General features: G+C 55.1%; 19 protein-coding genes and 1 pseudogene. 4 read left to right on the top strand and 16 right to left on the bottom strand.

Annotated features, from left to right (window positions below):
* Positions 1-24: 24 nt before the first annotated feature.
* The 14 genes and pseudogenes from ACQY4M_RS10160 to trpC all read right to left on the bottom strand — a co-directional run bounded on the left by ACQY4M_RS10160 (position 25) and on the right by trpC (position 15,512).
* Positions 25-1,377 (bottom strand): tetratricopeptide repeat protein, encoded by a 1,353-nt coding sequence (locus tag ACQY4M_RS10160; RefSeq protein WP_428543638.1) that lies wholly within the window; start codon positions 1,375-1,377, stop codon positions 25-27.
* Positions 1,370-4,726: an AAA family ATPase gene (locus ACQY4M_RS10155; RefSeq protein WP_428543636.1), complete on the bottom strand. Its 3,357-nt coding sequence runs from the start codon at positions 4,724-4,726 to the stop codon at positions 1,370-1,372. The genes ACQY4M_RS10160 and ACQY4M_RS10155 overlap by 8 nt, the downstream gene beginning before the upstream one ends.
* A gap of 103 nt (positions 4,727-4,829) precedes the next feature.
* Positions 4,830-5,962, bottom strand: a protein-coding gene (locus tag ACQY4M_RS10150) for an IS3 family transposase (RefSeq protein ID WP_428539245.1) whose coding sequence is annotated in 2 segments (ribosomal slippage) — positions 4,830-5,710 and positions 5,710-5,962 — 1,134 coding nt in all. Because the reading frame shifts where the segments join, the coding sequence is not laid out codon by codon here.
* An 83-nt stretch (positions 5,963-6,045) separates the two neighbouring features.
* Positions 6,046-7,122, bottom strand: coding sequence for a virulence RhuM family protein (locus ACQY4M_RS10145; protein WP_428543634.1), 1,077 nt, complete (start codon positions 7,120-7,122; stop codon positions 6,046-6,048).
* Complete coding sequence (locus ACQY4M_RS10140; protein WP_428543632.1) at positions 7,112-8,350, bottom strand: exonuclease SbcCD subunit D C-terminal domain-containing protein; 1,239 nt, start codon at positions 8,348-8,350, stop codon at positions 7,112-7,114. Before ACQY4M_RS10140 ends, ACQY4M_RS10145 begins: the two co-directional genes overlap by 11 nt.
* Positions 8,347-8,862, bottom strand: coding sequence for an AAA family ATPase (locus ACQY4M_RS10135; protein WP_428544482.1), 516 nt, complete (start codon positions 8,860-8,862; stop codon positions 8,347-8,349). The genes ACQY4M_RS10140 and ACQY4M_RS10135 overlap by 4 nt, the downstream gene beginning before the upstream one ends.
* Before the next feature lie 23 nt (positions 8,863-8,885).
* A protein-coding gene (locus tag ACQY4M_RS10130) for an IS3 family transposase (RefSeq protein WP_428539245.1) occupies positions 8,886-10,018 on the bottom strand; the annotation gives its coding sequence in 2 pieces (ribosomal slippage) (positions 8,886-9,766 and positions 9,766-10,018; 1,134 coding nt in all).
* A gap of 32 nt (positions 10,019-10,050) precedes the next feature.
* Positions 10,051-10,716: an IS21-like element helper ATPase IstB gene (istB, locus tag ACQY4M_RS10125; RefSeq protein ID WP_428543630.1), complete on the bottom strand. Its 666-nt coding sequence runs from the start codon at positions 10,714-10,716 to the stop codon at positions 10,051-10,053.
* The gene (gene istA, locus ACQY4M_RS10120) at positions 10,713-12,212 is read right to left on the bottom strand and encodes an IS21 family transposase (RefSeq protein WP_428539289.1); all 1,500 of its coding nucleotides are present in this window, start codon (positions 12,210-12,212) and stop codon (positions 10,713-10,715) included. The genes istB and istA overlap by 4 nt, the downstream gene beginning before the upstream one ends.
* A gap of 65 nt (positions 12,213-12,277) precedes the next feature.
* Complete coding sequence (locus ACQY4M_RS10115) at positions 12,278-12,670, bottom strand: IS3 family transposase (protein ID WP_428543628.1); 393 nt, start codon at positions 12,668-12,670, stop codon at positions 12,278-12,280.
* Positions 12,664-12,972 (bottom strand): transposase, encoded by a 309-nt coding sequence (locus ACQY4M_RS10110; RefSeq protein WP_428543476.1) that lies wholly within the window; start codon positions 12,970-12,972, stop codon positions 12,664-12,666. The genes ACQY4M_RS10115 and ACQY4M_RS10110 overlap by 7 nt, the downstream gene beginning before the upstream one ends.
* A 65-nt stretch (positions 12,973-13,037) precedes the next feature.
* Positions 13,038-14,069 (bottom strand): annotated as a pseudogene (locus ACQY4M_RS10105) (IS256 family transposase); the annotation flags it as partial.
* Positions 14,070-14,228: 159 nt separating this feature from the next.
* Positions 14,229-14,705 (bottom strand): cyclic pyranopterin monophosphate synthase MoaC, encoded by a 477-nt coding sequence (gene moaC / locus ACQY4M_RS10100; RefSeq protein WP_428543626.1) that lies wholly within the window; start codon positions 14,703-14,705, stop codon positions 14,229-14,231.
* A complete protein-coding gene (trpC, locus tag ACQY4M_RS10095) occupies positions 14,706-15,512 on the bottom strand; it encodes an indole-3-glycerol phosphate synthase TrpC (protein ID WP_428543624.1) in 807 nt (268 codons plus the stop codon).
* 174 nt (positions 15,513-15,686) lie between these two features.
* On the opposite strand from trpC, the gene ACQY4M_RS10090 reads away from it, so the two are divergent.
* Complete coding sequence (locus ACQY4M_RS10090; RefSeq protein ID WP_428543622.1) at positions 15,687-16,736, top strand: DUF2332 domain-containing protein; 1,050 nt, start codon at positions 15,687-15,689, stop codon at positions 16,734-16,736.
* A gap of 41 nt (positions 16,737-16,777) precedes the next feature.
* On the opposite strand, the gene ACQY4M_RS10085 is transcribed toward ACQY4M_RS10090, so the two are convergent.
* Entirely contained in the window at positions 16,778-17,680 is a 903-nt protein-coding gene (locus ACQY4M_RS10085) for a thermonuclease family protein (RefSeq protein ID WP_428543620.1), read from the bottom strand.
* 93 nt (positions 17,681-17,773) lie between these two features.
* Here ACQY4M_RS10085 and ACQY4M_RS10080 point away from each other — a divergent pair, with 93 nt between their 5' ends.
* On the top strand, positions 17,774-18,658 hold the full coding sequence (locus ACQY4M_RS10080; RefSeq protein ID WP_428542399.1) for an IS5 family transposase: 885 nt from the start codon (positions 17,774-17,776) through the stop codon (positions 18,656-18,658).
* 12 nt (positions 18,659-18,670) lie between these two features.
* On the top strand, positions 18,671-18,817 hold the full coding sequence (locus ACQY4M_RS10075; protein WP_428542396.1) for a hypothetical protein: 147 nt from the start codon (positions 18,671-18,673) through the stop codon (positions 18,815-18,817).
* Between the two features lie 210 nt (positions 18,818-19,027).
* Here the strand turns inward: ACQY4M_RS10075 and ACQY4M_RS10070 are convergent, their stop codons facing one another.
* Complete coding sequence (locus ACQY4M_RS10070) at positions 19,028-20,254, bottom strand: IS256 family transposase (RefSeq protein WP_428539582.1); 1,227 nt, start codon at positions 20,252-20,254, stop codon at positions 19,028-19,030.
* A 192-nt stretch (positions 20,255-20,446) separates the two neighbouring features.
* Between ACQY4M_RS10070 and ACQY4M_RS10065 the strand changes: the two genes are divergently transcribed.
* Positions 20,447-21,877 carry a Glu/Leu/Phe/Val family dehydrogenase gene (locus ACQY4M_RS10065; protein WP_428543618.1) on the top strand — a complete coding sequence of 477 codons (1,431 nt, stop codon included), beginning with the start codon at positions 20,447-20,449 and terminating at the stop codon, positions 21,875-21,877.
* Positions 21,878-21,935 lie beyond the last annotated feature (58 nt).

Below are 21,935 nucleotides of genomic sequence, written 5' to 3'. Positions count from 1 at the left end.
CGACACTACCATAAAATCGTTCCTTCATTTCTTTACCTCATATTTTGACCAGAAGCTTCGTTTGCGACCATGTGCCTCAATGATCTGCTTTTTGAAAACTTCGTGTGGGTTAAATTCTTTCCAGTCAGAAATACCTGCCGCCAGCTTGTCCAGCTTCTTCAGATACCGGATGCCATGGGGATAGGCTTTGGTGTAACCACGCTCCAGAATGGAGACAAGCAGGCTACGATACAGCAGGCTGGCAGCGAGATGTCGGTTTTCCGATTCCATGGCCTCAGCCAGTGAAAGCAAACAGCCATAATGGTTTCCATCAAGCTGGTCAGCACGTGCCAGAAGATAGACTTCGGCCTCATTTATCTTTCCGATTGCAATCAGAAATTCAGCATCAGACTCCCAAAGTCTGTCTGCTTTCAGAATTTGTTCAACCTCATCAGAAACAACTTCATCCCGCTTATCATGACCGATGACATCCAGAAGCGTCTGTAGGGTGTCGGTGGAATGATAGGATTTGAATTTCTGGGACAGGAGCTCCGTCAATTTTTCAGAATCACCCTGCTTGTGGTAGATTTCTTCCAACAGCTTATCCCGTTCATATGCTTGAAAGGTCTCGCCTTCTGGAATCTTTTTTAGCCAGGAATGGGCGGTTTCCACATCACCGCTTTCCAGATAAACACGGGCAATGTCGACAAGTGCGGCAGAATTCAACTTTTCCCAAGACGCTATGCGGGTCTTTTCAAACAACTTGGCATCCTTGATCTGCCGGGCCAATGATTCAATAAGAATCAAATGATGACGTTTGCCGTATTCATCCTTTTCTTTATCGACCCACTTCTGAAGTTCGGCAATCATTGTACGAATAACCTCTTCAGGCAGGCACTCTCCAGCGCAATCGATCAAGGTATCCCGGATGCCGTAGTTATCCTTTTTATTTACCTTGAGAATGATGTCCGCAATTTTCTCTTTGTTGCCACAACGGGAGGCATAGTCCACAAACAGCTCTTTGGCATCATAGCGGAAGACATCGCCAATATTCCCGCTGGAGTCGTCACACATCTCAAAAATGGTATTGTCGGCTTCATAAAACGCCGCCACCAGTTCAACACCGGAAAGCGGATCATCCACGCCGGATTTTAAGTCCTGTAGCAGCATTTCAAGCTCCCGGGAAAAGCTGGCAGCGCCCCGCCAGTCAACAAACCGCCGTGAATTTTTCAGGCTGGAGAGCTTCTGCTTGAACCGCTGAACGTTCTCTTTGGGCGTGGCAATCAGCTGTTCAATGAGATCATCGGCCTCGTCGGAGTGTACTGCAAGATTCAGGAGCGCATCAGTGAGAGTTTCTGCACCAAGGTCGATCAGCTTTTGTTTGCGGGAATCAGCCATTTTCCTGACCTCCCAGCTTTGTGCAACCCGGGCCGGACAGTGAACTGCGGCCGCCGGATACAGGTGTGATGTTTATCTGGGTGCTGATTCTTTCCTTCATTGCAGATACGTGGGAAATGATTCCGATCAGCTTGCCGTCCTGCTGAAGCCCGGACAATGTATCCAGAGAAGTCTCCAGTGCTTCTTCATCCAAGGTACCAAAGCCCTCATCAAGGAACAGGGAGTCCACGCGGACTTTCCGGCTGGCCATTTTCGACAACCCCAATGCCAGCGTCAGGCTGACGATAAAGCTTTCACCACCGGACAGGTTCTTGGTCGATCTGATTTCACCGGCCTGATAATTATCAACGACATTCAGCTCCAAAGGCTGATGTTCATCGCGGATCAGCAGGTAGCGGTCGGTCATTTTTTCCAGCTGTTGGTTGGCGTGGGAAACCATCAACTCAAAGGTCAATCCCTGAGCAAAGTTACGGTACTTTTTACCATCCGCCGAACCGATGAGGCCATGCAGCTTTTCCCAACGATGGCACTCCTTCTTCTGAGCTTCGATGGCGGACTGCTTTTCCTTTATCCGCTCTTTGGCTGCCGTATTTTCATTTAGCTTGTGCTTAATTCCGGCAATGGCATCGCGCAGTGTTTTCAAGGACTCTTCAAATTCTTTGAGCTGCGGTTCCAGTTCCTCAAGTGTCTTGTCCGTGGATGGAAGCCCGTCTTTCTTTTTATCCGCTTCCTGATTAACCAAAGTAACATCGTTTATTTTCAAAGCATTAAGCTCAATATACACGGGTCGAAGACCCTTGGCGATCTCCGTGGCCAGACGCGTCTCCCGGTCTTTCTGTTTAGCTTTGAGCTCAGTTCCCGCATCATCGAGCTCCTTGGCCCGGGAAGATAAAGATTCCCGATCTTCCTGTGAGAGTCTGGCTTCGAGGAATGATTTCTCATCTGCAAAGCCTGCCGGAGTCAGAGCAGTTGAAAAGTCAGTTTCTGCTTTTTTCAGTTCAGGTGTTCTTTGCTCGATGCGCTTCTTGAGGGATTCAACATGGGTCTTGGCCGTTGTCAGTTTCTGCTGCAGCTCGGTGTTCAGGTCTCTGGCTTTCTTCTCGGCCTTTTCGGCATCGGCAATGGCTTTGTTCAGTCGGCCTTCTTCATCATCAGGCTTTCTATCGCCATACAATTGCTTCCGCTCTTCTGTTCCGTCGGCCAGTTGCTTTTTGAGCCGTTCAAGAGTTTCCTGTTTTTCAGACAGAGCTTTGACCTGCGTATCAATCACGGCATCAAGACGCTTCACCTCGCTGTCGATGTCGGCAATCTGTTTTTCGATGTCGGTCTTTTGTTTTACCTGCTCCTGCCATGACTTCAGTCGTGACCTGAGGGATTCGAGCAGTGACTCGACCTCTGTCTCCGGTATGTCAGTAATGCCAAGTGGCTGAAGTTTCCCGGAAACCGCCAGCTTGATCTCATCAAAGCCGGTCCGAAGTTTTGTGAGGGCATCCTTCAATTCAGCGAGCGTTTTTTCTGCGGCCTTCTTGTCATTGGTCGCTTCGGTTTCCAGCTTTTCGCTGTCATTCAGATTCTGGCGGGCAGCCGTTTCCGCCTTTTCCAGTTTTTTGATGGCGGCTTCCTGTTCATCGGCCTTGTCGATCAACTTGGTCAGCGATTCTATCTTTTGTTCGATTTCATCTGGAGCCGGAACATTACCCTCGGCAAAGGGATGATCGTTTGATCCGCAGAGTGGACAGGGCTTGCCGTCTTCCAGTTTGGCCCGGTGGTCTTCAAGCTCCACGATTTTCCTGATGAAAGCCATCTCACGAAGAAGGGTTTCCTTCTCGGTGCGATATTCCCGGAGCAGTTTGTCGCCCAGTAATTCGCTTAGAGCATCCTTACCTTGCTGAAGATCTTTAGCAGCTGACTCCAGTTCCTGTTTTTTGAGCCCACATTGCTTGGAGGCTGCCTCCAGTTTCTTTGCGGCATCTGTTACGGCCGTATCGGCTTTTATTAAAGCGGTTTCTTTCTGCGTGAGCTCCTGTTGCTTGGTGAGTAGGTTGCTGAACTGTTCTTCAACTCCGGCGAGCCCACTGATCAGCCATTCATCTTGTGCATTTTCTTTAAGGTATAGCTCAACCGCCTCCAGCGTTTTCTCTGCGGCAGTCCGTTTTTCCTGTTCCTTCACCCGAGCCTGCTTGTCGGTCTCAATCTTTCCGGATTCCTTGGTACAGACATCAGCGCCTTCTGAAACAGCCTTTGTCTGTTCGGCAATTTTTTGATCAATCGACCGGATTTTCTGGATCAACGGGGTTGCTGTTTTCAGTTCCTCTTTGGTTTTTTGGGTGAGCTGTTCAGAAGCTTTGAGAGACTCAGCTTGTGTGTTTGCTGATGTTTCCAGCTCCAGAAGTGTGGCTTCATCCGTTTTCAGGGAGGTCTGATCGTCAGCCTGTTGTTTACGGAGGGATGTTACGCTCACGTATGTTCCGTCAAGTGAGGCGGCCTTGATAGCCTGTTCAAGTTTGCTCCGTTCCGGTTTGAATGCCTCGGTATCGGTCTTTAGTTTGGCGGCTTCATCCGTAAGACTAAGGATCTCCTTTTGCAGGCCCTCAATAGTGGTCAGCCATGTGATGGCTTTGCCTGTTTCGGTTGATTTACCAGTAAGCTCCGTCTCCTGCTTCTGCTTGGACGTAAGCTCGTCTTGAATTTCCTTTTCTTGCTCCGGCTCCAGAATCACGATACCTGATGTTTTAGCGTTCAGGATATTCAGTTTTTCCCGCTCATCACGCTGGCGTTCATGAACCCGGCGTGAGATTTCTGAATAAATTTCGGTGCCGGTGATCTGCTCGAGTATCTTGGACTTCTGCTCAACGTCAGCCTTGAGGAAGGTATCGAAGCCTCCCTGTGCCAGTAGAATTGAGCGGGTGAAACGGTCGAAGTCCATCCCGGTTTTTTCCTCAATGACTCCACCGACAAGGCTTTTCTTGGTTTCGATTGGCTTGCCCGTAGTATCGTCCGCAATTTGGTGCTCCTGATCCTGCAGATTGCCTTCAGCCTTTTTCCGCGCCCGGCGCTGTTCCCAGTGACAGCGGAATCGGCCAGCCTGGGATTCAAACAGAACCTCGGCATAGCATTCACCGGTCTGGCGAGACATTATCTCGTTGCCGCTCTTGGTGATTTTTCCAAGGCGAGGCGTAGCTCCATACAGGGCCAGACAGATAGCATCAAGAATTGTCGACTTTCCCGCACCGGTCGGACCAGTCAGAGCAAAGATGCCGTTGGAAACATATTCGGGACCGGTGAAGTCTATGACCCATTCACCATAGAGGGAGTTGAGGTTCTTAAATCTGAGTTCAAGTATCTTCATAAGGCCAAAACCTCAAACTGTTTTTTGAACCACGAAAGACCCGAGAGGTGGTCCCACTTTTTTGACCAGTCAGCAGCCAGTTTAAGATGGATCAGGGTTTCATTTAGGCTGCCAAACTCATTGGTTTTGTTTTTCTGTCATAGGCTTCATCCGGGGTCAATATTCCGTGGGTGGAATGCGGGCGCTCGGTGTTGTAGTAAGCCAACCATTTCCCGATCCCGGCGCGGGTCTGCGAACCCGTTTCAAATGCGTTGAGGTAAATGCATTCGTATTTCAAGGATCGCCAAAGCCGCTCGATCATCCGGTTATCGACCCAGCGACCTTTGCCATCCATCGAGATTTTCACGTCGGCTTCTTTCAGCGCCTGCGTCCATTCAAACCCGGTGAACTGGCTGCCCTGGTCGCTGTTCATGATATCGGGCTTGCCGTATTTGGCCATAGCCTCTTTCAGGGCTTCAACGCAAAAATCTGCCTCCATGCTGTTTGACAATCTCCAGCTCAAAACCTTGCGGCTGTGCCAGTCCATGATCGCGACCAAATAGAGGAACCCGCGCTGCATCGGAATGTAGGTGATATCTACGCACCACACATGGTTTGGACGATCAATCGTCAGGTCTCGCAGCAGATACGGGTAGATCTTATGCTGCGGATGTTTCTTGCTCGTGTTGGGCGTCTGGTAGATCGGAACCAACCGCATCAGCCGCATCAAACGGCGGACCCTGTGGCGACCACACTTGTAACCTTGGCGCTGCATGTGCCGGGCCATTTGCCGTGATCCATACCACGGCGTCTGCAAGAATTGCTTGTCGATTATTGTCATGAACCGCAAATTTTCAGCACTTTCGCCTTTTGGCTGGTAATACAGGTTCGAGCGCGCCAGAGAAAGTAGCCCGCATTGTCGTCGCACACTCAGATCATGCTCACGGCTCACCATTTTTTGCCTCGCTTCCCGAGCAACTGTTGCGAGGCGTTGGCTAAAAAATCCCGTTCCACGACCAGCTGACCAATCTTGGAGTGCAGCTTCTCAATCTGGGCTTCATCAACCCGATCAGGATCACGGCCCCGTCTGGAAAATGCCGTGGCCATGTTTTCAATCGCTGCTCGTTTCCATGTGCCAATCTGGGTTGGATGCACACCATACTTCTTCGACAGCTCCGCCATCGTCATTTCCTCGCGGATTGCTTCAAGCGCAACGCGGGCTTTGAATTCGGGAGAATGGTTCTTTCGTTTCGTCATTTTGAATCGTCTTTCTCATAAGTCGATCCACCTTAACAACTGGTCCGAATTTCCGCGACCACCTCTCCGAAATGTACAAAAGGTTATTGCCCATCCTTTCCTCCCTTCTTTCTGGAGGATTCGATTTGTTTCACGGCTTTATCAAAGTCGCTGAGTCTTTTAGTGGATTCATTCAAACGATTGGCATGAAACTTTTCGTATTCACCTTCTGCAAGCTGCTTAGCCATTTCATGGGAGATTCTACCGGCATGGGTTAAGATATCCCGATCATTAAGGGTCATAAAACTATCCAGCTTTTTGATCCAATCCGACATATACATAGGAATCCGACGCATGGCCTGTCCCTGGGCAAAAATCAGATATTGCTCCACAAGATTGTTGAGCGCAGCCAGTTCCTCTTCGCTCAGGTAGTTTTTAGCAATTATCACATCCTGTTTGCGGACTTTGGCTCCACGGTAATTAGTAAGCCCCATATTGGGCTTTTCTGCATCTACCCGGGAGTGGATGATTTCTGCTGCCGTCTGACCCGTTATGGCCCAGTGCATTTTATTCTGGACGGTCTTGAAGAATCCAATGCTGATATCCAGCGTCGGATCATAGTCGATACTGGTGGCATAGATGTCTGTGATTTTCTGATAAAAACGACGCTCCGAAGTACGAATATCCTGAATCCGTCGTTCCAACTCCTCAAAGTAGTCAAAGGGTTGGTCTGGATTTTTCAGGCGCTCATCGTCCAGCAGAAATCCCTTTCTGATGAATTCTGTCAGTTTCTGTGTTGCCCAGATACGGAAACGGGTAGCCACATGACTTTTCACTCGGTAACCCACCGAAATAATCATATCCAGATTGTAAAAATCCACCATACGGGCAACCTGTCGCTTGCCTTCCATTTGAACTATCCGAAATTTTCGGATAGTTGGGGTTGGATCAAGCTCCCCTTCCTCGTAAATGCTTTGTATATGGTGATTTATGGTCCTGACATCTTTCTGAAAGAGCTCGGCCATCAACCTTTGTGAAAGCCATACCGATTCATTCTCAAACCGTACATCCAGCTTTAGTTTGCCATCTTCAGCCTGATAAATCAGAAACTGTCCTTTGGCGGGTTCCAATCCGTGGTCTTCAGGATTTGAAGGTGGTTCTTTCTTTGGTTTATTCGGCATTTATATCTTCCTCCATCAAATCCTTGATTATTTCGTTATAGGAGACAGTCATTTCCTCCCGGTCTTCATCCGGCACTTCAAAGGCATCCAGACAGCGGGTAAAAACATCCCCGGCATCCAGATCATCAAGGGTTTCATCTTCGTTGATCGCATTGATTACCCGATCCATGACACGCCGGTTTTTGATCCGCCTGATTTCCATGGCTGAGTCGGCCATAGCTTCGTCGAGCATCTCGCGCAAGTTGCCGATGATGTCGCTGCCGGTGTATTCAATCTCAAGCCATGCAGCGCTATCTTCCTTTTTGAGCTCCTCCAACTTCGCATGGATATCATCCAGCGAACCGACAATGCGGACCAGCTCCTGAAAACAGGGAACGGGGAGCTCTTGGATATCTGGCGTGGTGCTGTTGAACTCTATGAGCACAACCTTCTTTTCCTGAGTCGCCTCGCCATAGCCCATCGGAATGGGCGAACCACAATAGCGGATGTGCTCCGCGCTACCGACAGCCTGAGGAACATGCAGATGGCCAAGAGCCAGATAATCAATTGACGAGGGAAAAACCTCCTCACCGACATGTGCCAGCGATCCCACATAAAGCTCCCGGACACCATCACCATCAACGGTCTTACCGCCTGCCGTGAACAGGTGGCCCATGGCAACGATGGGGATTCCATCATGCCCAGCGCTTTTGAATTCGGCTCGTTTCTGCTCCGCAATAGCACAAACATCCGCGTAATGGTTTTTCAGTCCTTCAACGAGCTTGGCGTTTTTATCGTCGATCGTTTCTCCCGGTTCGACTGTGCGGATATCCTTGTCCCGCAAATACGGCACAGCGCAGACAATAGCCTCCGGCTTATCGTCTGTGTGAAGAATAAAGACTTCATCCTCCAAGGCTTCGGTCATCGAGCCGACCACATACACATTCAGCGCTCTTAGCAGCTCTTTCGGGGCATTCAGAAATGACGGTGAATCATGGTTTCCAGCAACTACCACAACATGACGGCAGCAGGATGCGGCAACGCGGCAGAGGAAACGATAGTAGAGCTCCTGCGCCCTGTTGCTGGGCGTGCTTGTATCAAACACATCACCGGCAACAAGCAGGGCATCAACCTTTTCCTCTTCAATGGTCTGAGCCAACCAATCCAGAAACGCAGTGAATTCCTCATAGCGTTTCCGGCCGTAAAGGGAGCGGCCTAAATGCCAGTCTGATGTGTGGAGGATTTTCATTGAGCCTCCACTGCTGCTTGGGGTTCTTCAGCAGGTTCTTCAGTCACGCCGATACTTTGAAGTAGGGCCGAAAACTGATCTGGGTCCTTTTCCTTGATTTTCTGCAGAATGAAGTTTGCTGTGGTCTTCATCTCTGGAACATCAATAGGTAAAACACTTCTCTCAAATACACCCGCTAAATGGGAAAACTCATTGTTGATGCGATCAGTTAGTGACGCAGCCAATGCATCTTCTCCGAAAAAACGCGCTAACTTGTCATCTTTTTCTACGGCATTGGGGTATTTGTAGTACAAGAATGCTTCAAGAAACTTGCGGGCATTGTTCCCAAAGTTGTAGTAGCAATCATGATTTTCATCACACTCGATCTGGGCGTGAGCGCATTTATAAATTTGATGAAACAGAAAGTTGAACTCCGTGACGTAGTCTTTCAGGTATCGAGGCATCAATGTAATGTCACTGACTTGATCCGTTCGGGAGAGGTGGTCCCACTTTTTTGACCAGTCAGCAGCCAGTTTAAGATGGATCAGGGTTTCATTTAGGCTGCCAAACTCATTGGTTTTGTTTTTCTGTCATAGGCTTCATCCGGGGTCAATATTCCGTGGGTGGAATGCGGGCGCTCGGTGTTGTAGTAAGCCAACCATTTCCCGATCCCGGCGCGGGTCTGCGAACCCGTTTCAAATGCGTTGAGGTAAATGCATTCGTATTTCAAGGATCGCCAAAGCCGCTCGATCATCCGGTTATCGACCCAGCGACCTTTGCCATCCATCGAGATTTTCACGTCGGCTTCTTTCAGCGCCTGCGTCCATTCAAACCCGGTGAACTGGCTGCCCTGGTCGCTGTTCATGATATCGGGCTTGCCGTATTTGGCCATAGCCTCTTTCAGGGCTTCAACGCAAAAATCTGCCTCCATGCTGTTTGACAATCTCCAGCTCAAAACCTTGCGGCTGTGCCAGTCCATGATCGCGACCAAATAGAGGAACCCGCGCTGCATCGGAATGTAGGTGATATCTACGCACCACACATGGTTTGGACGATCAATCGTCAGGTCTCGCAGCAGATACGGGTAGATCTTATGCTGCGGATGTTTCTTGCTCGTGTTGGGCGTCTGGTAGATCGGAACCAACCGCATCAGCCGCATCAAACGGCGGACCCTGTGGCGACCACACTTGTAACCTTGGCGCTGCATGTGCCGGGCCATTTGCCGTGATCCATACCACGGCGTCTGCAAGAATTGCTTGTCGATTATTGTCATGAACCGCAAATTTTCAGCACTTTCGCCTTTTGGCTGGTAATACAGGTTCGAGCGCGCCAGAGAAAGTAGCCCGCATTGTCGTCGCACACTCAGATCATGCTCACGGCTCACCATTTTTTGCCTCGCTTCCCGAGCAACTGTTGCGAGGCGTTGGCTAAAAAATCCCGTTCCACGACCAGCTGACCAATCTTGGAGTGCAGCTTCTCAATCTGGGCTTCATCAACCCGATCAGGATCACGGCCCCGTCTGGAAAATGCCGTGGCCATGTTTTCAATCGCTGCTCGTTTCCATGTGCCAATCTGGGTTGGATGCACACCATACTTCTTCGACAGCTCCGCCATCGTCATTTCCTCGCGGATTGCTTCAAGCGCAACGCGGGCTTTGAATTCGGGAGAATGGTTCTTTCGTTTCGTCATTTTGAATCGTCTTTCTCATAAGTCGATCCACCTTAACAACTGGTCCGAATTTCCGCGACCACCTCTGTCATCTTGGCATCCCCGAAGACCGAGACCCATTCACCGAACTCAAGGTTGGTTGTGATGATGATGCTGGTCTTCTCGTAGAGCTTGCTGATCAGATTGAAGAGCAACGCGCCACCGGATTTGGGAAACGGGATGTAGCCCAGCTCGTCGATGATGACGCAGTCCAAAGCCGAGAGCTGCCGGATGATCTTCCCTGCATTGCCGTCGGCCTGTTCCTTGATCAGGGCGTTGATCAGATCGACGGCGTTGAAGAAGCGCGCCTTCTTGCCGTTGTTGATCAGCGTCGTTCCCAGCGCGATGGCGATGTGGGTTTTGCCCGTGCCGGTTCCGCCCACCAGGATGAGGTTATGGGCCTCCTCTGTGAACTGGCCGGTGCAGAATGGTTCGATCTGGGCCTGGGTGAGGGCGGCGGCGCTGTAATCGAAGGTGGCGAAGTCCTTGTGATGGGGGAACTTCGCAACCCTCATTTGATACTGGATGGAGCGCACCCGGCGCTCTACAGTCTCGGCGTCGATCAGTTGCCTTATCGCTGTGGTCAGACTTGGCGGCTTGCGCGCGGACAGCAGATCATGGGCGCAAGCTGCCATTCCATGCAACCTGAGGGCTGTCAGTTGGTCGATCAAGGCATTCATACGGCAACCTCCTCAGCCGAGCACAGGGTCTCATAGCGTTTGCAATCGGCTTCGGGCCGCAAGGTCAGCTGCGGATAAGCGCAGGCATCGCTGAGCGGTGTGATGACCGGTTCCACCAACTGGTTGATCAGATTGATGATGGCGGGCAGCCGCAGGGTGTTTTGTGCCACCGCCAGATTGCAGGCCGTCTCGACCACCTCGATCCCGTGATCCTGTGCCAGCAGGAGCAGGTCGACGAACTCCCGATCCCCGCCTTTACCAGCCATGTAATGTTCCCTGATCCGATGCATGGCCTCGGGCAGTTCCCAGCCCACAAAGGGGGCGCCATTGCGCAGGGCACCAGGCTTGCGGTCCAGCAGGGGAACGTAATGCCAGGGCTCGAAATAGCTGATATTGCGGGTAAAATGACGCCTGTGCTCGGCAATCACATCCTGACCGGAGACCACCACGATCCGGCCGGCATAGGCGCGTAGCGACACATGATGCCCGGCAAAGCGGGAGGGCACGCTGTAGCGATTGCTGGCATATTGAACCAGGCAGGTGGAGCGGACACGGACGGTCTTTTCCACGTAGCCGTCGAAGGCCCGACCCAGGGGGCGCAGTTCGGCGCGCTCGTCTTCGAACACTTCGGTAATCGTGCGATCCTGCTGCTCGGGATGGGGACGCTCTGCCAGATCTTCGCAACGCAGACGCAGCCACGCGTTCAGCGCCTCGAGATCATCAAAGGCCGGTTCGGGAACGAACAACCGGCCCCGCAAGAACTGGACCTGGTTCTCGACCTGTCCCTTCTCCCAGCCCGCAGCGGGCGTGCAGGCCACCGGCTCCATCACATAGTGGTTCATCAAGGCCAGGAACCGGGGATGGAATATCCGCTCCTTCGAGCGCGAAACGTAGGTCACCATGGTCTTGGGGTTGTCGATGATCACCCTGCGCGGAACGCCTCCGTAAAAGGACAGCGCCTGCACGAAAGCATCCAGCACCATCTCCTGGGCTTCACCGGGATAGGCAATCACGAAAGGCTTGCGGCTGTGACACAGGCGGAAATGAGCGACCTTCACCTTCTGCTCGACACCACCCAGTACGACCCGTTCTTCGCTCCAGTCAAATTGCAGCGCGTCACCCGCCGCAAAATGCAGCGGGATAAACGCATCTCCCGAACAGGCCCCGGCGCGCTTCAACTCACGAACAAAACGCTGAACCGGCGAATAGGACCCGGTATAGCCCTCTGCCACAAGCTGCTCGTATAGCTTCTGGGCCGTCCGCCGCTCCCGGCGTGGTCGCCTCGAGTCCTGATCAAACAGTTCCTGCAGCCGAAGATCAAACCCATTGCACAGTTTGTGCCGAACTGGCGGCGCATGGCGCTGGTAGCTCGGCGGATTCTCGTCCTTCAAATACTTCTTGATCGTGTTCCGCGACAGTCCCGTCGCCCGCGCCACAGACCGGATGCTGCGCCCTTCAACCAGCACCCAGCGCCGGATCTTCGATACGCTTTCCATCAATATCACCTGCTCTTTCCTCCGCACAATTTTGCGCGGATGTTAACGAAACAGGTGGGTCAATTTTACTCGCTCATAACCCACCCAAGTGGGTCAGTTTTGCACGCCGATTCACAGTTTGGACGATCAATCGTCAGGTCTCGCAGCAGATACGGGTAGATCTTATGCTGCGGATGTTTCTTGCTCGTGTTGGGCGTCTGGTAGATCGGAACCAACCGCATCAGCCGCATCAAACGGCGGACCCTGTGGCGACCACACTTGTAACCTTGGCGCTGCATGTGCCGGGCCATTTGCCGTGATCCATACCACGGCGTCTGCAAGAATTGCTTGTCGATTATTGTCATGAACCGCAAATTTTCAGCACTTTCGCCTTTTGGCTGGTAATACAGGTTCGAGCGCGCCAGAGAAAGTAGCCCGCATTGTCGTCGCACACTCAGATCATGCTCACGGCTCACCATTTTTTGCCTCGCTTCCCGAGCAACTGTTGCGAGGCGTTGGCTAAAAAATCCCGTTCCACGACCAGCTGACCAATCTTGGAGTGCAGCTTCTCAATCTGGGCTTCATCAACCCGATCAGGATCACGGCCCCGTCTGGAAAATGCCGTGGCCATGTTTTCAATCGCTGCTCGTTTCCATGTGCCAATCTGGGTTGGATGCACACCATACTTCTTCGACAGCTCCGCCATCGTCATTTCCTCGCGGATTGCTTCAAGCGCAACGCGGGCTTTGAATTCGGGAGAATGGTTCTTTCGTTTCGTCATTTTGAATCGTCTTTCTCATAAGTCGATCCACCTTAACAACTGGTCCGAATTTCCGCGACCACCTCTGTTCTGGCCGATTTCCACTGGCCTTGTGGCAGACGCGTGAAGGTGAAAAGCTTATCTCCTGCTTCTTCCAAGCTGTCAGCGACGGCCTTGCATTTCAGCCGCCATTTTCGCAGAAATGCCTTGCGGCGGGTGGCGATTTCCTCGGGTGTTTTGGCGTAGATCATGTCGCGGTAATCTTCTGTCAACTCATCATGCATACGCTTGGGTGCCTTGGCCAGAAGGTTGCGGTGCTTGTGCACCGTGCACCTCTGGATCGGCAGATCTTCACCCCAGAGGGCAATGAGAGCGACCTCAAGTCCCGGTGCCCCGTCCACGATGACAAATTCGGGCCGTTTCAACCCGCGCGCATCCAGATCGTTGATGAACTGACGCCAGGCGGAGGTGCTTTCGCCGCCCATGTTCATCAGTGATAACAAGACCTTCTGCCCATCCCGGCGCACGCCAATCGCGGCCAGAACCGAGATATTGGTGGCCTTCCTGTCAATCCGCGTTTTGATCACGGTGCCGTCCAGGATCAGCCGCACGATGTCTTCATCCGCAAGGCTGCGGGCGCACCACGCCTGCCAGTCCACCTTCACCTTGCGCCAGGCGCGGCTCACCACATCCTTGCTGACCGCCCCCTGAAACAGGCCGAACAGGGCGCGTTTTACCCGCCGTGTGTTGGTGCCCGAAAGGTAGACAGCAGCGATCAGCGCCTCGGCCTTCTTCGTCAGCCGCTGGTAGCGGGGCAATGCCTTCGAGCGCCATTCTCTGGCCTTGCCGGCCTCGCCTGTGATCCGCGCACGCGGCACGCGCACCGTTTCGGTTCCAAATGTTCCGACCAGTTGCCGCTCGCGATGCCCGTGGCGGTATCCGGCCTTTGCCCCGCCGCTGCGGCCATACCGGCAACGGCCCAGAAACTGCTCCAGCTCCTCTTCGAAAACCGCCTCGATCGTCGCGCGGATGTTCTGGCGCAGCCGGTCTTCAATCGGGTCATAGCCTGCTTCATTGGCCAGTAGCGCGGATGTCGATGTTGCTGTATTCTTTGTCATGGCGTGATCTCCTTGGCGGTTCCAGCCGCCGGTTGGGTGGCTTCGATGCACCCGGAGATTACGCCGTCCTCGAATTTCCACCAAACTCGCGACACTACCTCTTGTAAACTATAAATGTTACAAACCCAAAGACGACCAACATTAGTATTCTCCTAATTATTATTCCGCCTCGAACCGCCCCGATTTGCCGCCTTCTTTCATAGTCAGGCGTATCCCGCTGATTTCCATTGTTTTTTCAACGGCTTTCAGCATGTCGTAAACGGTCAGCCCCGCGACGGAAACCGCTGTCAGGGCTTCCATTTCGATGCCGGTCTGGCCGGTGGTTTTCACTGTCGCCTTAATCACCACGCCGGGCAGGTCGGGGTCCGGTGTCAGGTCCAGCGCGACTTTGGTGATCGGCAGGGGGTGGCACAGCGGGATCAGGTTGCTGGTTTGCTTGGCTCCCATGATGCCGGCCAGTCGGGCAACGCCCAGCACGTCGCCCTTTTTGGCGGACCCATCGGTCATGATGGCATAGGTTTCAGGCGTCATTCTGACGTGGCCGCGGGCGATGGCGGTGCGCGATGTGACGGGTTTTTCCGAGACATCGACCATATGGGCGTCGCCGCGGGCGTCAAAGTGGGTCAGGTCGGACATTTACATGCCTTCGGGCATTAAGGGGTTGGCAAGCAGGGTGCGGGTGGCCTTGGCGACATCATCCTGCCGCATCAGGCTTTCGCCAATCAGGAAACAGCGCGCGCCGTATTGGGCCAGTTCCGCAAGGTCTTCGGGCGTGTTCAGGCCGGATTCCGAAATGATGGTGCGGTCTGCCGGCACCAGTTTGGCCAGTGTTTTGGTGGTGTCCAGCGTGGTTTCGAAGGTTTTCAGATTGCGGTTGTTGATGCCGATCAGCGGGGATTTCAGGTTGGAGGCGCGCATCAGCTCGTCCTCGTTATGGACCTCGATCAGCACATCCATATCCCACTCAAACGCGGCCTGTTCCAGCTCGGCGGCCTGCGCATCTTCCAGTGTGGCCATGATCAGCAGGATGCAATCGGCCCCCAGCGCGCGGGATTCGACCACCTGATAGGGGTCATAGATGAAATCCTTGCGAAGACACGGCAGGTCCACGGCGTCATGCGCAGCCGTCAGGTATTCGTCGGTGCCCTGAAAGCTGGGGGTGTCGGTCAGGACGGACAGGCAGGTTGCACCGCCATCCTTGTAGGCCTGGGCCAGTGCGGGCACATCGAAATCCTCGCGGATCAGACCCTTGGACGGGCTGGCCTTTTTGATTTCGGCGATCAATCCGTAACCGTCATGGGCGGCGTGCATCAGCGCCTTGGCAAAGCCGCGCGGGTCTTCGGCCGCTTTGGCGCGGAATTCGAGATCGGCGAGCGGGGTGGCCTGTTGGCGGCTGGCGATTTCTTCCAGCTTGTAGGCTTTGATTTTGTCCAGAATGTTCATGTCGGGACAATAGCCTGCCTTGGATGCGGGGACAATTGCGATTTAGTGATTTCGGCAGGGCTGCGCCCTTTGCCGACCAGGGCTCGCCCCTGACGGGGCTCGCCGGCCTTCGGCGAAGGTATTTGCTGCAAGAAGAAGGCGGGATGGGGTATGGTCGGAGAAAGGAGGTGCGTGATGCAAAGCGAAGACGAGATCAGGGCGACATTTGTAAAGCAGGCCGAGTGGTGCGAGGTTTTGGGCTCGCCCTTGACCGCGCGACTGGTGGCGGGATTGGCGGAACGGCTGGACCACAGCACGGCCACAGGACGGCGGGTGCTGCGCTGGGACGGGCAGGCGGATGCGCTGAAGGATGCGGTGGCGTTGCGGCTGGCCGGGGCGCTGAATGCGTTTGTTATGCGGGGCAGGGTGCCGGAACTGGCGGCCTGTTATCCGCCGAACCCTTTGCCTGAGGGGGATGTGTTGGTGGCGGCGGCGCTGGCGGCTATTCGGGAGGTGGACGAGGAGATTTGCAGCTGGCTGGATTTCCCGCCGCAAACCAACGAGGTAGCGCGCTCGGGCGTTTTATATCCGGGGATGTGTTTTATTGCACAGGAAACAGGGTTGCCTTTGGCGCTGTACGAGGTGGGGGCCAGTGGCGGGTTGAATCTGTTTGCCGATCATTTTGCCTATCAGTTGGGCGCGGCGCAGCTGGGGGATGCGCAATCAGGCGTGATATTGTCGCCCGAATGGAGCGGGGCGCCAGCGCCGGTGGTCGAGCCGGTGATTGTGCGGCGCAAGGGCTGTGATCGCAGCCCGCTGGATGTGTCAAACCCCGCGCATCGCGAACGGTTGCGGGCCTATATCTGGCCGGATCAGCCGCTCAGGGTCGAGCGGATCAATGCGGCGCTGGAGATAGCAAAAAGTGATCCGCCCGAGATGGCCGCAATGGATGCGGCGGATTGGGTCGAGGCGGAAATAGACGAGGCACCGCAAACGGGTGTGGTGCGGGTGCTGTTCCATTCCATCGCCTATCAGTATTTTCCGGACGAGGTAAAAGCGCGGATCAGGGCGCGGATGGAAGCGGCAGGGCGGTTGGCGACCAAGGACGCACCGCTGGCGTGGCTGGCGTTCGAGCAGGACAGCGATGCGGGGCCACGATTGACCTTGCGCCTGTGGCCGGGCGGCGAGGAGCGGGTGCTAGCCACGGCGGGTGCGCATGTGCATCAGGTCACGTGGATGGCATAACTTTTATGCCTTTCGGCAGGGATATTTCGGGAACAATGATATCAGGCGCCAATCAGTGCATCCGAAGGTGTCAGGTTCAACTCGGCCACCGCGCGGCGCACGTCGTCTTGCCAGATGAATATCCGGTTTTCCGGCGCGACAAGGCAGTAGTCTTGTGGCGCATAGAGCGTGCCGGTTGACATATCGGCACAATAGCGGTGGATCCAGCCGAACCATTCGCCGCGATTTAGCTTGCTGCGCCCGTTCAGTTTCTTTTTCAGCGCTGCAAGGCGTTCGCAACTGCGAAATTCGTATCCGGTCAGCAACCTGTCGTCGGCCCATGCGCCTTTGCTTTGGGTGACGGCATCATGTCCGGCCTCTTGCACCATTGGCAAATCCTTTTCGCCGGGGATCGAGGGGAACAGGATAAAGGGCGCGGCCCAGCCGTTTTCGATCATCAGAAAGTTGAAGGTGGCACGCTGGCGGCGGGTCATGGTGCGGCGTTCCTTGGCGGAATAGCTGGGGGCGACATAGGCCAGCAAGCGGCCGTATTGGTCGAACCGCTGATCTGCCACACGTACGAACAGCGGGCGCACGGAGCCGGTGGGGCGACGCAGTTTGGTATCAACCAGCGCTTCGTGGGCCGCGGTGGCTTGGGCGCCCTGGGCCAGATGGTTGGCCACGGCATCACCACGTTTCAGGCGGGGGACAAGATGGGCGGCGAGGTTGGCGTTTACCGGGGAATCGCCGGTTTCGATCCATGTGGCGACCTCCTGAAACATTGCCTGCAATTCGTCCTTGTTGCGGATCTTGCCGGTGGGGCGTTTTTCGGGCGTATCAATCGACAACATGCGCACATTCATGCGGATGTTCGGGGTGTCGCCGTCGGAAATGTCGACAAGGCGTTTGTCGCGGATACTGTCAAGCGTGATGCCGTCCGGAGTCCAGAATATCTTGAGGGGCATTGGGTGTCTCCCTAAAAGACCTCTGCATAACATCGGGATTCCCCCGGGTTGGCCGTTTTGGTAAGCTAGCCGGGAAATCTCTGGGGTGAATAGATGGACCTTTTCCTGCACGAAGCGGCGGCACGGATCGGCGCGGATGACGTTCTGTCGAAGATCGACGCGCTGATGGATTGGAACTCGTTTTTGCCGATCCTGCGGCGCGGTCTGGGGCGCTCGGGGATCGGGCCTCAGGGCTATGATCCGCTGGTTCTGTTCAAGTGTCTTCTGGTTGGCCAGTGGCACGGGCTGAGCGACCCGAAGCTGGAGCGGGCCTTGAAGGTGCGGCTGGATTTCATGCTGTTCTGCGGGCTCGATCTGCACGCGTCGGTGCCGGATGAGACGACCCACTGCCGGTTCCGCAATGCGCTGGTCCGGGGTGGCGTTTACGATGAGCTGCTGGCCGAGGTCTGCCGCCAGATCGAGGCGCATGGGCTGAAGCTGAAAGAGGCTGAGGCGGCGATCATTGATGCGACCCTGATCGCGGCGGCGGCGCGCCCGCGCACCCATATCGACGCCCCGCAGGACCGGGCAGAGGACGGGGCAAGGGAAGGGACGCCGGATGATCCGCCCGAGGTCTCACCCGACGGGGCACAGCTGCATTTCAGCGCCGACCCTGATGCCCGCTGGGTCAAGAAGGGCCGCAAGAGCACGCTCGGCTACAAGGGCTTTGCCCGCTGCGACGAAGAGGGCTTTATCGACAAGGTGCACACCACGCCCGCCAATGCCGCCGAAAGCCCCGAATTCGCCACCATGATCGCGGGCGCAAAGGCGCAGCGGGTGCTGGCCGACAAGGCCTATGCGAGCAAGGCCAACCGCCAGATGCTGCGCGGCAAATACCGCGACGGCATCCTGCGCAAGGCAGCGCGCGGCCGCCCCCTGCGGCAATCGGAGAAACGCTTCAACCGGCTGATTTCGAAACGCCGCTTCCGCATCGAGTAGACTTTCGGCACGATGAAACGCCTCTTCGGCCTGCAGCGGGCGAGATATTTCGGGCGCGCCAGGGTGCATGCCCAGATGGTCATGGCCGCCATCGCGCAAAACCTGCTCAAGGCCGCAAACAGGATCACCCTCAACCCGCAAACCCCCGCAATCGCATAGCCCCAAACCCCGCCACCCGTCTGTCCGCCGGACCCGCAGGGGCGCAAGGTGGGCGGCCGAAATCTTGCTTCAACCGAAAGCCATGGCCTCATGCAGAGGTCTTTATGATAAGCTGTTTGGTGATAGAGATTTGCAGGATTAACGGGTTGTGTCTCGAAAGTGGTGGAAATTGATTTCAGGCACCTCCGAGCGGGTTGAGTTATGCGCCGGTCAGGCGGCTTGGTCAAGGGTTGCGTCGGCGACGGGCTGAGCGAGCGTTTCCCAGCCATCGACCTTTCGCATGACGATCTGCCCCGAGGCCATCAGAGCCCAAAGCAGCATCGGCACGGTCTCGGCGCATGGCAGCACGGTCTGGGTCTTGATGCGGCGGCGGAATTCCTCGTTCAGGCGTTCGATCGCATTTGTCGTTCTGGCCGATTTCCACTGGCCTTGTGGCAGACGCGTGAAGGTGAAAAGCTTATCTCCTGCTTCTTCCAAGCTGTCAGCGACGGCCTTGCATTTCAGCCGCCATTTTCGCAGAAATGCCTTGCGGCGGGTGGCGATTTCCTCGGGTGTTTTGGCGTAGATCATGTCGCGGTAATCTTCTGTCAACTCATCATGCATACGCTTGGGTGCCTTGGCCAGAAGGTTGCGGTGCTTGTGCACCGTGCACCTCTGGATCGGCAGATCTTCACCCCAGAGGGCAATGAGAGCGACCTCAAGTCCCGGTGCCCCGTCCACGATGACAAATTCGGGCCGTTTCAACCCGCGCGCATCCAGATCGTTGATGAACTGACGCCAGGCGGAGGTGCTTTCGCCGCCCATGTTCATCAGTGATAACAAGACCTTCTGCCCATCCCGGCGCACGCCAATCGCGGCCAGAACCGAGATATTGGTGGCCTTCCTGTCAATCCGCGTTTTGATCACGGTGCCGTCCAGGATCAGCCGCACGATGTCTTCATCCGCAAGGCTGCGGGCGCACCACGCCTGCCAGTCCACCTTCACCTTGCGCCAGGCGCGGCTCACCACATCCTTGCTGACCGCCCCCTGAAACAGGCCGAACAGGGCGCGTTTTACCCGCCGTGTGTTGGTGCCCGAAAGGTAGACAGCAGCGATCAGCGCCTCGGCCTTCTTCGTCAGCCGCTGGTAGCGGGGCAATGCCTTCGAGCGCCATTCTCTGGCCTTGCCGGCCTCGCCTGTGATCCGCGCACGCGGCACGCGCACCGTTTCGGTTCCAAATGTTCCGACCAGTTGCCGCTCGCGATGCCCGTGGCGGTATCCGGCCTTTGCCCCGCCGCTGCGGCCATACCGGCAACGGCCCAGAAACTGCTCCAGCTCCTCTTCGAAAACCGCCTCGATCGTCGCGCGGATGTTCTGGCGCAGCCGGTCTTCAATCGGGTCATAGCCTGCTTCATTGGCCAGTAGCGCGGATGTCGATGTTGCTGTATTCTTTGTCATGGCGTGATCTCCTTGGCGGTTCCAGCCGCCGGTTGGGTGGCTTCGATGCACCCGGAGATTACGCCGTCCTCGAATTTCCACCAAACTCGCGACACTACCAAATCCGGTGTTATGTTCCTGTAAACAGGATTAGGGTCAAAATATTGCAAAGGGTGCGCGATTCTGCCGCACCCCACATTTATGGAGAGCAAAATGTCCGCAATAAAAGAGCCCAGTTTCCGTGAATCCGTCGATATGATGTTCAATCGTGCCGTTGCGCTTATGGATTTGGCCCCGGGATTGGAAGAGAAAATCCGTGTGGTGAACGCCACCTATACGGTGCGTTTCGGCGTGAGATTACGCGGCGAAATCAAGACGTTCACAGGTTATCGTTCGGTCCATTCCGAACATATGGAACCCGTCAAAGGCGGGATCCGCTATGCGCTGGGTGTTAATCAGGATGAGGTCGAGGCGCTGGGCGCGTTGATGACCTATAAATGTGCACTGGTCGAAGCCCCGTTTGGGGGGTCGAAAGGTGGCCTGCGGATCGACCCGCGCGAATACGATGAACATGAACTGGAAATCATCACCCGCCGTTTTGCCTATGAACTGGCCAAGCGCGATCTAATCAATCCCAGTCAGAACGTGCCGGCCCCCGACATGGGCACCGGCGAACGGGAAATGGCGTGGATTGCGGACCAATACGCGCGGATGAACACCACTGATATCAACGCACGCGCCTGTGTGACCGGCAAACCAACCCATGCAGGCGGGATCGCTGGCCGGGTCGAGGCAACGGGGCGTGGTGTGCAATATGCCCTGCGCGAATTTTTCCGTTATCCCGAAGATATTGCCAAAGCCGGCCTTTCCGGCACGCTGGAAGGCAAGAATATCATTGTGCAGGGGCTGGGGAACGTGGGTTACCACGCTGCGAAATTCCTGTCCGAAGAAGACGGGGCCAAAATTGTCGGTATTATCGAACGTGATGGCTCGCTATATGATCCGGACGGGCTGGATGTCGAAGCAATCCATGGCTGGCTGGGCAAGCATGGTGGGCTAAAGGGCTTTATGGATACGCATTTCGATGCGGACGGGGCCAAGCTGCTGGAACATGATTGCGATATTCTGATCCCTGCTGCGCTTGAGGCGGTAATCAACTTGTCAAATGCCGCCAAGGTTAAAGCGCCGCTGATCATCGAGGCTGCGAATGGTCCGATCACGGCGGGGGCTGACGAGGTTCTGCGTGAAAAGGGCACTGTGATCATTCCTGATATGTATGCCAACGCCGGTGGTGTGACGGTTTCCTATTTCGAATGGGTCAAGAACCTTAGCCATATCCGTTTCGGCCGTCTTGGCCGCCGTCAGGAAGAGGCGCGTCACCAGTTGATCATTGACGAGTTGGAGCGGCTGGATCGTTATCTGGGGGACGCGTGGTCGATGACGCCGAATTTCAAGAAGAAATACCTGAAAGGTGCGGACGAACTGGAACTGGTGCGCTCGGGTCTGGATGACACGATGCGCGCCGCCTACCAATCGATGCGTGCGGTCTGGCACGGACGCGACGATGTCGAGGATCTGCGCACAGCGGCCTTTATCGTGGCGATCACCCGCGTGGCAAAATCCTACGAGGCCAAGGGGCTGTAAGGCGTCTGGCCCGAATAATACCGGCAAGCGGCGGTTTTTCTGCCGCTTGCTATTGAAA

Origin of the sequence: Profundibacter sp., from assembly GCF_965277155.1 — a bacterium.
Lineage (GTDB): Bacteria > Pseudomonadota > Alphaproteobacteria > Rhodobacterales > Rhodobacteraceae > Profundibacter.
This window is presented reverse-complemented; position numbering and strand designations above follow the sequence as displayed.